This window comes from Labedella endophytica, assembly GCF_003990045.1.
Classification (GTDB): domain Bacteria; phylum Actinomycetota; class Actinomycetes; order Actinomycetales; family Microbacteriaceae; genus Labedella; species Labedella endophytica.
Map to the genome: position 1 here is coordinate 185,366 of NZ_RZGZ01000003.1, position 14,863 is coordinate 200,228.

Sequence of the window (14,863 nt, forward strand, 5' to 3'; positions counted from 1 at the left end):
TCACGGGATGACGGGGCCGCCGATCGGCGCCACGTCCTCCCACGGCACCGTGAGCTCGCCGAGACGGAACACGGAGCGGGTCCCGACGACGGTGCGGCCCGACGCCCGCAGGCCCTCGACGGAGGCGATGAAGCGCTGCACCGGTCCGTAGGTCGCGAGCGGTGCGTGCAGCGTCCACTGCCGGTCGAGGTCCCGCAGCAGGTCGTGCACGGGTTCGCCTGGGACATTGCGGTGGATCAGGGCCTTCGGCAGTCGTTCGGCCACGATCGACGGGCGCTCGAGGTCCGTCAGTCGGAGCGAGATCGTGAAGGTCGCGGGGCCGTCGCGGGGGATCGTCACCCAGCTCGCGATGCGCCCGACCTCGTCGCATGTGCCCTCGACGAGTGCGCCGGTGGGGGAGAGACGCGAGACCATGCGCGACCAGGCGGCCGCGACCTCGTGTTCGTCGTACTGCCGCAACACGTTGAAGGCGCGGATCACGTCGATCGACCGGCCGTCGGGGGCCGGGGTCTCGAAGCCGCCGAGGCCGACCGTCACCGCGAGGTCGGAGGGGAAGGACGTGCGTCCGGCGCGGACATCGTCGAGCTGCCGCTGCGCCGTCCGTACCCGCTCCGGGTCGATCTCGAGGCCGTGGACGTGCACGTGCTCGCGGGTCCGTCGTAGGCGGTCCGCGGTCTCGAGAGCGGTGACGGCGCTGGCCCCGAACCCCAGGTCCACGACGAGGGGGTCCTCGGACGCGCGGAACGCCGCCGATCGGGCGATGAAACGATCGACGCGGCGGAGGCGGTTCGTGTTGGTGGTCCCGCGCGTGATCGCTCCGATCGGCATGCATCCATCATCTCAGCGCCCTCGCCCGCCCGGTGCCTCCCGATAGGCTGGGAGCATGTCAGAGCCTTATACCCTCGTGCTCCTGCGGCACGGAAACAGCGACTGGAATCAGAAGAACCTCTTCACCGGATGGGTCGACGTCCGATTGAGCGATCAGGGCGTGGAGGAGGCCAAGCGGGCCGGTGAACTCCTCGCCGACGCGGGTATCGAGGCCGACGTCCTCTACACCTCGGTCCTCACCCGCGCGATCCAGACCGCCAACCTCGCCCTCGACGTCGCCGATCGCGCATGGATCCCCGTCAAGCGGTCGTGGAGGCTCAACGAGCGCCACTACGGCGCGCTCCAGGGCAAGGACAAGGCGCAGACGCTCGCCGAGTACGGACAGGAGCAGTTCATGACGTGGCGGCGTTCCTTCGACGTCCCGCCGCCTCCCATCGACCCCGGGGACGAGTACTCGCAGGCGCACGACCCCCGCTACGTCGGCATCGACGGCCCGGTCCCGGACACGGAGTGCCTGAAGGACGTCATCGACCGCATGCTGCCCTACTGGGAGTCCGACATCACGGTCGATCTCGCGGCCGGCCGCACCGTGCTCGTGACCGCCCACGGCAACTCGCTCCGCGCCCTCGTGAAGCACCTCGACGGCATCTCCGACGAGGAGATCTCGGAACTCAACATCCCGACGGGCATCCCGCTCGTCTACAAGCTGGACGCCGACTTTCGGCCGCTCGGGCCGGGCGAGTACCTCGACCCCGCTGCCGCTGCCGCCGGAGCGGCAGCCGTCGCCGCCCAGGGCAAGAAGTAGCGACACCCGCTCCAAGCAGAAGTGCGGGCTTTCGTCCCTCTCCCGATCGGGGAGGGGACGAAAGCCCGCACTTTCGCGTTGCGGGTTCCGGTGTTGCGGGATCAGGCCATCGGGAGCGGGGTGACGCTCTCCGCGCTCCAGTCGCCGGTGGCGAGGTACTGGACCTTCTTGGAGATCGAGACCGCGTGGTCGGCGAACCGCTCGTGGTAGCGCGACGCGAGCGTTGCGTCGACGGTCGCGGCCGTCTCGCCCTTCCAGGTCTCGCCGAGGACCTTGTCGAAGACCCGCAGGTGCAGGTCGTCGATGACGTCGTCCTCGTCGCGGATCTGCTCGGCCAGCTCCATGTCCTCCGTACGGAGGAGCTCGGCGAGCTTGCGCGAGATCTCGACGTCGAGTCGGCCCATCTCGGCGAAGGTCGAGCGGAGCCCCTTCGGGACGGCGCGCTCGGGGAAGCGGGAGCGGGCGAGCTGGGCGATGTGCTCGGCCATGTCTCCCATGCGCTCGAGCGAGGCGCTGATGCGCAGCGCACTCACGACGATCCGCAGGTCTCGGGCCACGGGCTGCTGGCGCGCGAGGATCGTGATGGCGAGCTCGTCGAGCTCGACCGTGAGGCCGTCGATGCGGTTGTCGTTCTCGATGACCTCCTCGGCCCGAGCGACGTCGGACTCGTTGAAGGCATGGACCGCGCCCTCGATCGAGATGGCGACGAGTTCGGCGATCTCGACGAGGCGGTGCTGGACTTCGTGCAGCTCCTGCTGGAACACTTCGCGCATTAAAGGGGTCACTCTCTCGTTCGGGTGCGGGCGCCGACGTCCACCCGTCGGCAGCTGGCCGTCTCATCAAGCCTGCCGTCGGAAGGTTAACGAACGGTGCAGCAACGATGAACACTGCACGACGGCGCTCGCAATTCCGGGGGCCCCGGTCCGAGCGGCTCGTCGGCGTACCTCTAATCTAGTCTCATGCAGTCCCCCTGGGTGGTGCTCGCCGCCGTAGCTCTCGGAGCTCTCATGGGCGCAGCGTTCTCGAGCTTCGTCTACCTGGCGTTCCGCCGGAGCGAGCGCGTCGCGAACGTCGCGTCGCCGAAGGTCCCCGACGGGGTCGACCAGATCCTCGACGCGCTCGAGAGCGCCGGTATCGTCCTCGACCCGTCGGCGAACGTCGTGAAGGCCTCGCCGGGTGCGGTCGCCATGGGACTCGTGAGAGGCGGGGTGCTCGTCCATGAGGAGATCGATCGCCTGGCGGTGTCCGTACGCTCCACGGGGGAGCGAGCGGTCGTCGAGCTCGATCTCGGTCGGGGGCGATTCGGCGAGTCGAACGCCATGGTCCGGGTCCGTGCGGCACGACTCGGCACGCGCTTCATCCTCGTTCTCGCCGAGGACATCACCGAGTCCAAGCGGCTCGACGAGGTCCGGCGGGATTTCATCGCGAACATCAGTCACGAACTCAAGACCCCGATCGGCGCCGTCGGCCTGCTGGCCGAGGCGCTGCAGACCGCGGCCGACGACCCGGAGCAGGTGCGTCGCTTCGCGACGAAGATGACGGCAGAGGCCGCGCGTCTCGCGAAGATCACGGCCGAGATCATCGAGCTGTCGCGCCTGCAGGCCGCCGACGCCCTCGCCCGCCCGGAGTTGATCCACGTCGACCACATCGTCGCCGCCGCGATCGATCAGAGCCGGGTCGTGGCCGAATCCGCCGGGGTCGAGCTCGTCGGCGCCGGGGGCAAGGGTCTCGCGGTGTTCGGCGACGAAGCGCTGCTCACCGTCGCCGTCCACAACCTCGTGACGAACGCCATCGCCTACTCCTCGCCGGGCGGACGCGTCGGCGTCGGCGCGCGGGCGACGGACGGCGCCGTCGAGATCGCGGTGACCGACCAGGGGATCGGGATCGCCGACGAGGACAAGGAGCGCGTCTTCGAGCGGTTCTTCCGCGTCGACGACGCCCGCTCCCGTCGCACCGGCGGCACGGGACTCGGCCTGTCGATCGTCAAGCACACCGTGCAGAATCACGGAGGCGAGGTCAAGGTCTGGTCGCAGCTCGGCCGGGGCTCGACCTTCACCATCCGGCTTCCCCAAGCCGCCCAGGAGCCCACATCGTCCAGCGGACGATCCAAGAGAAAGGTGTCGCGATGACAAGCATTCTGCTCGTCGAGGACGAAGAATCGTTGAGCGAACCGCTCGCCTACCTGCTCGGTCGGGAGGGATACGAGGTCCGGGTCGCCGCGGACGGACCGACGGCCGTCGATGAGTTCGTCGCGAACGGGGCGGACCTCGTCCTCCTCGACCTCATGCTGCCGGGTATCCCCGGCACCGAGGTCTGCCGCCAGATCCGTGCGGTCTCGTCCGTGCCGATCATCATGCTGACGGCGAAGGACTCCGAGGTGGACATCGTGGTGGGGCTCGAGCTCGGTGCCGACGACTACGTCACGAAGCCGTATTCGACGCGCGAGCTCCTCGCGCGCGTGCGCGCCGTCCTGCGTCGACGCGGGCCGGACATCGATGAGGCGGAATCGGTCCTCGAGGCCGGAACGGTCCAGATGGACGTGGACCGTCACACCGTCACCGTGCGCGGTGCCGAGGTGTCCATGCCGCTCAAGGAGTTCGAGCTCCTCGAGCTCCTGCTCCGCAACGCCGGTCGCGTGCTGACGCGCGGGCAGCTCATCGACCGGGTCTGGGGGAGCGACTACTTCGGCGACACGAAGACCCTCGACGTGCACATCAAGCGGATCCGTTCGCGCATCGAGGAGAAGCCGTCCGATCCCGTGATGCTCGTGACGGTGCGCGGCCTCGGCTATCGCTTCGAGCCCTGACCTTCCGGGGTATGAAAACGGTGACGGTGCGCGTCGAGACGCGCACCATCACCGTTCTCACACCCCACGGTGAGGGGAGGGATCACTCCGACGGTGCCGGGGTGGGCGTGAGTGTCGCGTATTCGGCGAATGTGTCCTGCTCGAGCACGGGGACGTCGATCTCGACACCCTCCTCCTGGCCGTACTGCACGAAGACCGGGATGACGGCGCCGGCCGGCTCCTGCAGCGGGTCGAGCTCGAGGCGCTGTGCGTCGCCGGCGCTGTAGGTGGTGGTCGAACCGCCGGCCACCGTGAGGGTGAAGTCCTGTCGGTCGTCGCCCGAGCCCACCTGGATCGAGACGGAGTGCGGGGCGGAACCCGTGTTGATCACGGTCGCGAGCAGGAAGCCGGTGTCCTCGCCGTCGGCGAACACGATCGCGTTTCGGACGGCCACATCGCCGACCGTCGCACTGACGCCGTCGCTCGGGTCGTACTTCTTGAGGGTCGCCTGCGGGGCGAGCAGGTTGCACGACGTCGTACCGAGGGCGACGGTGGCCGCCATGACGATCGACGCGATGACGCGGGCGCGGGTTCTCACGGGGTGCCTCCAGCGGACGGGGCGCAGCCGGGGGTGATGCCCGTCCTGCTGCCGGTTCGGTTCAGTCATAGCCTAGCGTTCGCGCGGGGGAGCGCTGGTAAGGCGGACCTCACCCCGAGGGGCCTGTGGTATCCTGGGAGACGCTGAAGGGATACTATTCCATGCTTTTTGAGGTTGGCGAAACTGTCGTTTACCCCCACCACGGAGCCGCGACGATCGCGGAAGTCAAGACTCGGATCATCAAAGGTGAAGAGAAGCTCTACTTGAAGCTCCATGTCACCCAGGGTGATCTCGTGATCGAGGTCCCCGCCGAAAACGTCGACCTCGTCGGTGTTCGCGACGTGATCGGCAAGGAGGGCCTCGAGCGTGTGTTCGACGTCCTGCGCGCGCCGTTCACCGAGGAGCCCACGAACTGGTCTCGGCGTTACAAGGCGAATCTCGAGAAGCTCGCTTCCGGAGACGTCATCAAGGTGAGCGAGGTCGTGCGCGACCTCTGGCGCCGCGATCAGGACCGCGGTCTCTCCGCCGGCGAGAAGCGCATGCTCGCGAAGGCCCGTCAGATCCTCGTGTCCGAGCTCGCCCTCGCCGAGAAGACCGACGAAGAGAAGGCCTCGACCGTTCTCGACGAGGTCCTCGCCTCCTGACGACTCCGTGTTCCGGGCGGGCCTCTCCGCGAGGCTCGTCGCCCGAGACGGATATCCGAACGATCATCGCCCGCCGGCCGACCGGCGGGCGATCGTCGTCTCAGGGCGTGATCCCGAGGTCCGATCGGTCGACGCCGACCGAGCCGCGGGTTGTCGTACTGTCGGGGTATGAGTGTCGATCCCACCCTCGCGGTCATCGTCGTCGCTGCCGGGGACGGAACCCGCCTGCTCGCAGGTCGCCCCAAAGCCCTCGTGCCCCTGGGCGGCGTGACGATCCTCGAGCGCGCATTGACGAGCGTGTTCGCGATGCGCGCGCCCGCGCAGGTCGTCGTGGTCGCCCCGCCGTCGGCCGTCGAGGAGACTCGGTCTCTCGCTGAGCGCGTCGCGGGCATCGCATCCGGACTCCTCCACGTCGTCCCGGGGGGAACGTCCCGGACGCGATCGGTGCGCGCGGGCCTTGACGCGCTCCTCCCCTCGGTCCGCTCGGTCCTCGTCCACGACGCGGCGCGCGCGCTGTGCCCCACCTCGCTACTCGAATCCGTCGCGGACGCCGTGCGATCGACGGGGGAGGCGATCGTGCCCGGTCTCGCGGTGGTCGACACCGTGAAGGAGATCGACGACCGCAACGCGGTCGTCGCGACCGTCGACCGGGAACGGCTGCGCGCCGTGCAGACCCCGCAAGGGTTCCCGCGGGACCTCATCGAACGCGCCTACGCCGATGACGGGGCCGAGCGCACGGACGACGCCGCGACGGTCGCGGCGATCGGCGGCACGGTGCGAATCGTCGCAGGGGACGAGCGCGCGTTCAAGATCACGACACCGTGGGACCTGCGCCGCGCCGAGCTGCTCGTGTCGCGATCCGACCTCCGGACCGGTGTCGGGATCGACGTGCACGCGTTCTCGGACATCGGGACGCTGCGGCTGGCCGGGCTCGAGTGGCCGGGTCACGCGGCCCTCGCCGGACACAGCGACGGCGATGCCGTGGCGCACGCGATCGTCGACGCCCTCCTGAGCGCCGGGGGACTCGGCGACATCGGATCGCTCTTCGGGACGGACGACCCTCGATTCGCCGGCGCCTCGGGGGAGGTGTTCCTCGTCGGTGCCGTCGAGGTGCTCGCCGCAGCAGGTCTCGTGCCCGTCAATGTGGCGGTGCAGCTGATCGGCAACAGCCCGCGCTTCTCTCCGCGCCGAGCGGAGGCCGAGGCACAGCTCTCCGCGATCGTGGGCGCCCCCGTGAGCGTCGCGGCCACCACGACGGACGGACTCGGCTTCACCGGGCGGGGCGAGGGGGTCACGGCGATCGCCACGGCTCTCGTGCGATCGCAGGCCGGTGCGCTCCTCGAATAAGCTGGGCGGGTGACCCTCCGACTCCACGACTCCCGCACGGCGACGCTACGCGAGTTCGTCCCGCTCGTCTCCGGCCGCGTCGGGATGTACGTGTGCGGACCCACCGTGCAGTCGTCGCCGCACATCGGACACCTCCGCTCGGCCCTCGTCTACGACATCCTCCGGCGCTGGATGAGCGCCTCCGGGCTCTCGGTCACCCTCGTGCGCAACGTGACCGACATCGACGACAAGGTTCTCCAGAACGCGAGCGACGCCGAGGAGTGGTGGGCCCTGGCCTACCGGATGGAGCGGGAGTTCACCGCGGCATACGACGCCCTCGGGATACTTCCCCCCACGTACGAGCCGCGGGCCACCGCGAGCATCCCGCAGATGCACGAGATCATCGCGCTCCTCGTCGAGCGCGGGCACGCCTACCCCGCCACCGACTCCTCCGGCGACGTCTATTTCGACGTGCGCAGCTGGTCCTCCTACGGCGAGCTCACGCGTCAGCGTGTGGACGCGATGGAGGCCGCGACCGACGCCGATCCCCGCGGCAAGCGCGATCCGCACGATTTCGCCCTCTGGAAGGGCGCGAAGGACGGCGAACCGGCCTCGGCGATCTGGGAGAGCCCGTGGGGCGCCGGTCGACCGGGCTGGCACATCGAGTGCTCTGCCATGTCCCGCCGGTATCTCGGCGACCGGTTCGACATCCACGGAGGGGGCCTCGACCTGCGGTTCCCCCACCACGAGAACGAACTGGCGCAGTCCTCCGCAGCCGGCTTGGACTTCGCGTCCTACTGGGTGCACAACGGACTCGTGAACGTCGGCGGACAGAAGATGTCGAAGTCGCTCGGCAACTCCGTCTTCGCCGCCGACCTCCTGGAGTCCGCGCGACCGATCGCCGTGCGCTACGCGCTCGGCTCCGCGCACTACCGGTCGACGATCGACTTCCACGATGGAGCCCTCGCCGAGGCCGAGGCCGCCATCGACCGCATCGAGAGCTTCCTCGATCGGGCGGAGCGCCGGCTCGTGGGCACCCGATTCGCCGGGAGCGTCCTGCCGGTCGTCCCCTCCGCGTTCGCGGAGGCTCTCGACGACGATCTCGCAGTGCCCCAGGCGCTCGCCGTGCTGCACGACACGATCCGGGCGGGTAACCAGGCTATGGATGCGGACGACCCGGACGCCGTCGCGACCGCCGAGGCGCAGGTGCGGGCGATGACCGAGGTGCTCGGTATCGACCCCCTCTCCGCCGAGTGGCGCACCGCCGGAGGACGCGATGCGACGGCGGCCGCTCTCGACGCGCTCGTGCTGAGACTCGTCGAAGAGCGTAGGGTCGCACGAAGCAATAAAGACTTCGCCACATCGGACCGGATCCGCAACGATCTCTCCGCCGTCGGCATCACGATCGAAGACACCCCGTCAGGCACACACTGGAGCATCGATGGCAGTAGGTAAGAACCGCGCAGGTGCTGTGCGGAAGACGAAGAAGGGCCCTCTCAAGGGCACCGGCGGCAACGGACGGCAGGCCCTCGAGGGCAAGAAGCCGACGCCGAAGGCGGAGGACCGGCCGTACCACCCCGCCGGCAAGCGCAAGCTCGCGCAGGACCGGCTCGACCAGGCGCGCGGTCGGGGAGGCTCAGCGCCTCGTGGCGCCGCGAGCGCCACGCAGAGCCGCCGCCAGGACCAGCAGCGGAAGGCGCGCAACCAGGACGACGTCGAGATCGTGACCGGTCGGAACGCCGTCGTCGAGGCGCTCCGCGCGCGGATCCCGGCCTCGGCGCTGCACATCGCGATGCGCATCGAGACGGACGACCGGGTCAAGGAGATCCTGCAGATCGCCACGAAGCGGGGCATCCCGATCATGGAGGTCATGCGGCCGGAACTCGACCGCCTGGCCGGACACGACGGCGTCCACCAGGGCGTCGCCCTCAAGGTGCCCGCGTACGAGTACGCGCACCCGGTCGATCTCCTCGAGAAAGTCGTCGACGCCGGCCAGACGCCGCTGTTCGTCGCCCTCGACGGGATCACCGACCCGCGCAACCTCGGAGCGATCATCCGGTCGACGGCGGCGTTCGGCGGACACGGCGTCATCGTTCCCCAGCGCCGTTCCGTCGGCGTCACGGCCGCGGCGTGGCGGACCTCCGCCGGCGCGGCCGCCCGGGTTCCCGTCGCGATGGCGACGAACCTCACCCAGACGCTCAAGGCGTACAAGGAGGCCGGGGTCTTCGTGATCGGTCTCGACGGGGGAGGGGACGTCGACCTGCCGGGTCTCGACCTCGCCGACCGCCCGCTCGTCGTCGTGGTCGGCAGCGAGGGCAAGGGACTCTCGCGCCTCGTGACGGAGACGTGCGACGCGATCGTTTCGATCCCGATCGGTGCCGACACCGAGTCGCTCAACGCCGGTATCGCGGCGTCTGTCACGCTCTACGAGATCTCGACGTCGCGCGCTCGGGCCGCGAAGAAGTAGCACCTCCCACCTGCGTAGGCACCGTGATCCTTCGAAAGCACCCGAGTACTCGGGTGCTTTCGATGTATTACGGTGCCCGCGCGGGTCAGACGCGCTCGCGCCAGTCGACGTCCTCCGCGGAGTCGTCGTCGTCCACGGGGACGGCGATCGATTCGGTCGGCGGGTTGATGACGGTGGCCTCGTCCCGGCGGTGCCGCAGCACGTCGTTGACGTAGGCGGTCTGCGCCTCGGCGAGCGGCACGTCGCGCTCCTCCCTCTGGGACATGAACCAGCGGTGCTCGAGCAGCTGATGGAAGACCTCGGCGGGCTCGAGCTTGCCGCGGAGGTCGCGGGGGATCGAGGTGACGACCGGCTCGAAGACGCGGATGAGCCACTCGTGCGCCATTTGCTCTTCGTCGACGTCCTGCCCCTCCCGCGCATGCGTCGCGGAGTACGAGTCGAGATCGTTGAGGAGGCGCCGCGCCTGGTTCTCGCCCGTGTCGAGCCCCGTGAGCCGGATGAGGCGGCGCTGGTGGTGCCCAGCGTCGACGACCTTCGGCTGGATGCGGACCGTGGTTCCACCGGCGTCCGTACGGATCGCCAGCTCCTCGATGTCGAATCCGAGCTCGTTGAGGCGCTGCACCCGCTGATTGATGCGCCACCGCTCGCTCGATGCGAACGACTCGGACCCGGTCAGCTCCTTCCAGAGCGATCGGTACGACGCGACGATGCCGTTCGACACCTCGACGGGATCGAGTTCGTCCTCGACCCGCCCGCCCGCCTGGAGGTCCATGAGCTCGCCTGCGATGTTCACGCGGGCGATCTCGAGGTCGTTCTCCCGCTGGCCGTTCGAGAGGCCGCCGTCGAAGAGCTTTCCGGTCTCCGCATCGACGAGGTAGGCGGCGAACGAACCGGCGTCGCGACGGAAGAGCGTGTTCGAGAGCGAGACGTCGCCCCAGAAGAAGCCGACGATGTGCAGCCGGACGAGCAGGACGGCGAGGGCGTCGACGAGTCGCGTCGCCGTGTCGGGCCGGAGCATCTGCGAGAACAGGGCGCGGTAGGGGAGGGAGAACTTGAGGTGGCGTGTGACCAGTACGCTCGCGAGGTCGTCCCCGTCGTCGTTCAACCGCCCGGCCACGACGGCGAGGGGGTCCACGCACGGGATGTCGAGTCGCTGGAGCGTCCGCAGCATGTCGTACTCGCCCCTGGCCATCTCGGTCGTTGTCTCCTTGACCGCGATCACGTAGCCGGACAGGTACGCGAATCGCACGAGGTGTCGCGAGATGCCCTTGGGCAGCGACGCGATCGTCTCGCTCGGCCACTCGTCCAGCGGCAGGTGCCAGGGGAGGTCGAGGAGGGCCGGGTCGACGGTCGCCGACGTGATGCTGAGGGACGCGCTCATGGTGTCGCCATTTCGTTTCGGGAAAGAGAGAACGCCGGCCGGCGGGCAGAAGCCGCGCCGACCGGCGTCGTCGGTGGTCAGAGCATCGAGCGTCAGACGCTGGCGATGGCCTTGTTCAGGCGCAGGCCCGACTCGACGTCGAACGCGTGGATGTGGTTCGGAGCCGGGACGAGGTGCACGGTGTCACCGATGGAGGGGTGGAGGCGACCATCGACGCGGGCGACGATGTCGGTGCGCTTGCCGTCCACGTCCGAGTGGCCGTAGAGGTAGCCGTCGGCGCCGAGCTCCTCGACGAGGTCGACGACGACCTCGAGGCCCGCACCCGGGTCGGTCGAGACGACGATGTCCTCGGGGCGCACACCGACGGTGACCTGCTTGCCGGAGGCGGTGCTGAGGATGTCGCGGTCGACGGGGACGACGCTCGCGCCGAACTTCACGCCGCCCTCGGCGAGGTCTGCCGTGAGGAGGTTCATGGCGGGGGAGCCGATGAACCCGGCGACGAAGACGTTCTGCGGTGCCTCGTACAGGTCGCGCGGGGTGCCGACCTGCTGGAGGAGGCCGTCCTTCAGCACGGCGATGCGGTCACCCATGGTGAGCGCCTCGGTCTGGTCGTGCGTGACGTAGACGGTCGTGACGCCGAGTCGACGCTGGAGCGATGCGATCTGCGTACGCGTCTGCACGCGGAGCTTGGCGTCGAGGTTCGACAGGGGCTCGTCCATGAGGAACACCTGCGGCTGACGCACGATCGCGCGACCCATGGCGACACGCTGACGCTGACCACCCGAGAGAGCCTTCGGCTTCCGCGTGAGGTACTCTTCCAGGTCGAGGAGCTTGGCGGCCTCGAGCACGCGCGTCGCGCGCTCCTCCTTGCCGACACCGGCGATCTTGAGCGCGAAGCCCATGTTCTCGGCGACGGTCATGTGCGGGTAGAGCGCGTAGTTCTGGAACACCATCGCGATGTCGCGGTCCTTCGGCGGGACGTCCGTGACGTCGCGGTCGCCGATGAGGATGCGACCGTCGTTGACCTCTTCGAGGCCGGCGAGCATCCGCAGGGACGTCGACTTGCCACAGCCGGAGGGGCCGACGAGCACGAGGAATTCGCCGTCCGCGACGTCGAGGTTGAGCTTGTCGACCGCGGGGCGGGTGCCGCCCGGGTACAGACGCGTGGCGTTGTCGAATGTGACTGATGACATGTTCTGTCTTCTCCTTCACCGGCAGGTACGTGCCGGACGATCCGAGTGAATGGAAGCGCGACCTGCGAGGACTCCTGACGGAGGCCGTCGACGCGGCGACGCACGCGACGACGTCGTCACGCCTTCCCAGTATGCCACGACTCCCGTGAACGGGGGGCGCGATGCTCCGGTCGCCCGCGTCTCCGATGCACCGTTCGTCCAGCCACGGCGTGGCCGACGCTCAGGAGGCGGGCCTACTATCGGGAGGTACGTCGCGCCCCCGGGTGACGTACCGAGCCCTGTACGACGTCAAAAGCGAGGATCCATGACAACCGGACAGCCTGCCGGTCCCGAAACGCCCGTCTCCAAGAACGACCGCCGCGAGGCGGCGAGGGAGAAGGCGAAGCAGCTCCGCACCGCCCAGCGACGCAAGGAACTGCGGAACCGATTCCTGATCCAGGGAGGCATCATCGTCGCCGTGCTCGCGGTCGTCGCGATCGTCGCCGTCGTCGTGGTGTCGTCGATCCGTCCCGCGTCGAACGGCCCGGCGAACATGGCGAGCGACGGCATCGTGATCGGGCAGGGTCTCTCGGCCGTCCCGACGGAGGCCCTCGCCGCGGGCTCCGATCCCGTGCCGACCGCCGAGGATCCGGCCGTCGCGCAGATCCGCGTGTATCAGGACTACCTCTGCCCCTACTGCGGCGACTTCGAGCGCGCGAACGGCGAGCAGATGGAATCGCTGATCGAATCCGGAGCGGCGACCGTGGAGATCCACCCGATCGCGATCCTCACCGGCCGGTCCGCCGGCACCCAGTACTCGCTCCGCTCCGCGAACGCGGCCGCGTGCGTGGCCGACTCGGCGCCCGACAGCTTCTGGGCGTTCAACTCCGCTCTCTTCGCGGACCAGCCGGCCGAGGGGACCGCCGGGCTCTCCGACGAGCAGCTCATCGACATGGCCGACACGGCGGGCGCCGGCGGGGTCGCCGACTGCATCACCGACCAGGACTTCTCGGGCTTCATCCAATCGGCCACCGATCGTGCCAAGGAGGGCCCGCTGCCCGGATCGAAGGTGACGAACGTCGAGGGCACTCCGACGATCCTCGTGAATGGTCGGCAGTACAGCGGCTCGCTCACCGACACCGAGGAGTTCCGAGCGTTCGTCCTGCAGGCCTCGAGTGAGACCTACTCGACGTCGACTCCGACACCGACCCCCACGCCGACGGACACCGCCCCCGCGAACGGCTGATCGGTCGAGCGCCCGCCGCCGAATGGTTAGGATAGGTGCTCGTCGGCCGACTTGGCGCAATTGGTAGCGCAACGCTCTTGTAAAGCGTAGGTTGCGGGTTCGAGTCCCGCAGTCGGCTCCACATCTTTACCCCGTGAAGACCGCTCGCGACCAGGCGAGGGAATCGAGAGGACACCCGATCGATGAGCGATACTCCCATCGTCCTGTTCGTCTGCGTGCACAATGCGGGTCGGTCCCAGATGGCCGCCGGTTACATGAGTGCTCTCTCCGGCGGGGCCGTCGAGGTGCGATCCGGCGGGTCCGAGCCGGGGGACTCCCTGAACCCGACGGCCATCGCGGTCATGGCGGAGGAGGGCATCGACATCTCCCAGGCCGTACCGCAGCTCATGACGACCGAGCAGGTCAGGGCGGCCGATGCCGTCATCACGATGGGGTGCGGCGACGCCTGCCCGATCTTCCCGGGCAAGCGGTACGAGGACTGGGAGCTCGACGACCCCAAGGGCCGCCCGATCGACGAGGTCCGTGCCATCCGCGACGACATCCGATCGCGCGTGGAACGCCTGCTGGGTGAACTCGTCCCCGACGCGTCCTAGCGGGACCTGTGCTGTAGCCGCGGGAGTAGACTCGCCGGGTTTGTGCGTGACGGAGACGATCGGGCGGTTCGTGTGACTGAGGGTGTGAAGCGGGCCTTCCCGCAGTGGTTGGGTCTCGTCATGGCGATCATCGCGGGTACCTTCGTGGCGGTCCAGGCTCGGATCAACGGCGCGCTCGGCGTCGCGATCGACGACGGATTCGCGGCCGCCGCGGTGTCGTTCGGCTCCGGGCTCGTGATCCTGATCGCCGTCATGGCCTTCTCCCGGCCCGGGCGTCGCGGTCTCGGCCGTGTGATCGAGGGGCTGAGGGACCGGAGCGTGCCGTGGTGGACGGTCGCGGGTGGCGGAGCCGGGGCCTTCCTCGTCCTGTCCCAGGGGATCGCGGCCGCAGCTCTCGGGGTCGCCCTCTTCACCGTCGCGATCGTCGCGGGCCAGACGGTGTCCTCGCTCGTGCTCGACCGGATCGGCTTCGGCCCTCACGGTGTCGTGCCCTTCCAGACCATGCGTGTGCTCGGGTCGGCGCTCGCTCTCGTGGCCGTCGCCTGGGCCGTGTCGACCGAGTTCGGCGGCGACAAGCCGCTGCTGCTGCTCCTCATGCCCTTGCTCGGGGGGATCGGGATCGGATGGCAGCAGGCCGTGAACGGCCGTGTCCGTCAGCTCGCGGGAAGCTCGCTGACCGCGACCTTCATCAACTTCGCGATCGGAACGGTCGTCCTGCTCGTCGCGACGGCGGTGCACGTCGCGGTGGCCGGGCCGCCCTCACCGTTCCCGAGCGACCCGGTGCTCTACATCGGAGGTGCGATCGGGTGCGTCTTCATCGGAGTCTCCGCTTTCCTCGTGTCCCACACGGGGCTGCTCGTACTCGGGCTCGGCACGGTCGCCGGCCAGCTCGTGGGGGCCGTCCTCCTCGACGTCTTCGTCCCCGGCGCCGGCGGTCTGCACTGGACGACCGTCGCCGGCGCCGGTCTCGCTCTCGTCGCCGTGGCCATCGCGAGCATCCGGCGCTGAGAGGCTGCTC

15 protein-coding genes and 1 tRNA gene are annotated in these 14,863 nt (G+C 69.1%); 11 read left to right on the forward strand and 5 right to left on the reverse strand.

Translation table 11 applies throughout. The features are described 5' to 3' along the window. Positions 1-828 carry a class I SAM-dependent methyltransferase gene (locus ELQ94_RS11870; protein ID WP_127050575.1) on the reverse strand — a complete coding sequence of 276 codons (828 nt, stop codon included), beginning with the start codon at positions 826-828 and terminating at the stop codon, positions 1-3. 55 nt (positions 829-883) lie between these two features. On the opposite strand from ELQ94_RS11870, the gene ELQ94_RS11875 reads away from it, so the two are divergent. Then, positions 884-1,633, forward strand: a complete 750-nt coding sequence (locus ELQ94_RS11875; RefSeq protein WP_127050576.1) for a phosphoglyceromutase — start codon at positions 884-886, stop codon at positions 1,631-1,633. 101 nt (positions 1,634-1,734) lie between these two features. Here the strand turns inward: ELQ94_RS11875 and phoU are convergent, their stop codons facing one another. Beyond that, positions 1,735-2,406 (reverse strand): phosphate signaling complex protein PhoU, encoded by a 672-nt coding sequence (gene phoU, locus ELQ94_RS11880; RefSeq protein ID WP_127050577.1) that lies wholly within the window; start codon positions 2,404-2,406, stop codon positions 1,735-1,737. Between the two features lie 186 nt (positions 2,407-2,592). Here phoU and ELQ94_RS11885 point away from each other — a divergent pair, with 186 nt between their 5' ends. After that, positions 2,593-3,762 carry a sensor histidine kinase gene (locus tag ELQ94_RS11885; RefSeq protein ID WP_127050578.1) on the forward strand — a complete coding sequence of 390 codons (1,170 nt, stop codon included), beginning with the start codon at positions 2,593-2,595 and terminating at the stop codon, positions 3,760-3,762. After that, positions 3,759-4,439 carry a response regulator transcription factor gene (locus tag ELQ94_RS11890; RefSeq protein WP_127050579.1) on the forward strand — a complete coding sequence of 227 codons (681 nt, stop codon included), beginning with the start codon at positions 3,759-3,761 and terminating at the stop codon, positions 4,437-4,439. The genes ELQ94_RS11885 and ELQ94_RS11890 overlap by 4 nt, the downstream gene beginning before the upstream one ends. A gap of 82 nt (positions 4,440-4,521) precedes the next feature. On the opposite strand, the gene ELQ94_RS11895 is transcribed toward ELQ94_RS11890, so the two are convergent. Beyond that, complete coding sequence (locus ELQ94_RS11895) at positions 4,522-5,016, reverse strand: hypothetical protein (protein ID WP_166404766.1); 495 nt, start codon at positions 5,014-5,016, stop codon at positions 4,522-4,524. 161 nt (positions 5,017-5,177) lie between these two features. Here ELQ94_RS11895 and ELQ94_RS11900 point away from each other — a divergent pair, with 161 nt between their 5' ends. From ELQ94_RS11900 to rlmB, 4 genes are all read left to right on the forward strand, one after another. Further along, positions 5,178-5,660 (forward strand): CarD family transcriptional regulator, encoded by a 483-nt coding sequence (locus tag ELQ94_RS11900; protein ID WP_106561850.1) that lies wholly within the window; start codon positions 5,178-5,180, stop codon positions 5,658-5,660. Positions 5,661-5,828: 168 nt separating this feature from the next. Further along, positions 5,829-7,007, forward strand: a complete 1,179-nt coding sequence (gene ispD, locus ELQ94_RS11905) for a 2-C-methyl-D-erythritol 4-phosphate cytidylyltransferase (protein WP_127050581.1) — start codon at positions 5,829-5,831, stop codon at positions 7,005-7,007. A gap of 9 nt (positions 7,008-7,016) precedes the next feature. Beyond that, positions 7,017-8,441: a cysteine--tRNA ligase gene (cysS, locus tag ELQ94_RS11910; protein WP_127050582.1), complete on the forward strand. Its 1,425-nt coding sequence runs from the start codon at positions 7,017-7,019 to the stop codon at positions 8,439-8,441. Continuing rightward, entirely contained in the window at positions 8,428-9,453 is a 1,026-nt protein-coding gene (rlmB, locus tag ELQ94_RS11915) for a 23S rRNA (guanosine(2251)-2'-O)-methyltransferase RlmB (RefSeq protein ID WP_127050583.1), read from the forward strand. The genes cysS and rlmB overlap by 14 nt, the downstream gene beginning before the upstream one ends. Before the next feature lie 85 nt (positions 9,454-9,538). Here the strand turns inward: rlmB and ELQ94_RS11920 are convergent, their stop codons facing one another. Together ELQ94_RS11920 and ELQ94_RS11925 are read right to left on the reverse strand one after the other, a co-directional pair. Continuing rightward, on the reverse strand, positions 9,539-10,834 hold the full coding sequence (locus ELQ94_RS11920) for a DUF4032 domain-containing protein (RefSeq protein ID WP_127050584.1): 1,296 nt from the start codon (positions 10,832-10,834) through the stop codon (positions 9,539-9,541). Between the two features lie 92 nt (positions 10,835-10,926). Then, positions 10,927-12,027: an ABC transporter ATP-binding protein gene (locus tag ELQ94_RS11925; RefSeq protein ID WP_127050585.1), complete on the reverse strand. Its 1,101-nt coding sequence runs from the start codon at positions 12,025-12,027 to the stop codon at positions 10,927-10,929. Positions 12,028-12,331: 304 nt separating this feature from the next. Here ELQ94_RS11925 and ELQ94_RS11930 point away from each other — a divergent pair, with 304 nt between their 5' ends. The 4 genes from ELQ94_RS11930 to ELQ94_RS11945 all read left to right on the forward strand — a co-directional run bounded on the left by ELQ94_RS11930 (position 12,332) and on the right by ELQ94_RS11945 (position 14,853). Continuing rightward, the gene (locus ELQ94_RS11930) at positions 12,332-13,252 is read left to right on the forward strand and encodes a DsbA family protein (RefSeq protein WP_127050586.1); all 921 of its coding nucleotides are present in this window, start codon (positions 12,332-12,334) and stop codon (positions 13,250-13,252) included. 45 nt (positions 13,253-13,297) lie between these two features. Then, a tRNA-Thr gene (locus tag ELQ94_RS11935) sits at positions 13,298-13,373 on the forward strand. A gap of 61 nt (positions 13,374-13,434) precedes the next feature. Beyond that, positions 13,435-13,845 (forward strand): arsenate reductase ArsC, encoded by a 411-nt coding sequence (locus ELQ94_RS11940; protein ID WP_127050587.1) that lies wholly within the window; start codon positions 13,435-13,437, stop codon positions 13,843-13,845. 72 nt (positions 13,846-13,917) lie between these two features. Further along, positions 13,918-14,853, forward strand: a complete 936-nt coding sequence (locus ELQ94_RS11945) for a DMT family transporter (RefSeq protein ID WP_243696996.1) — start codon at positions 13,918-13,920, stop codon at positions 14,851-14,853. Positions 14,854-14,863: the final 10 nt, after the last annotated feature.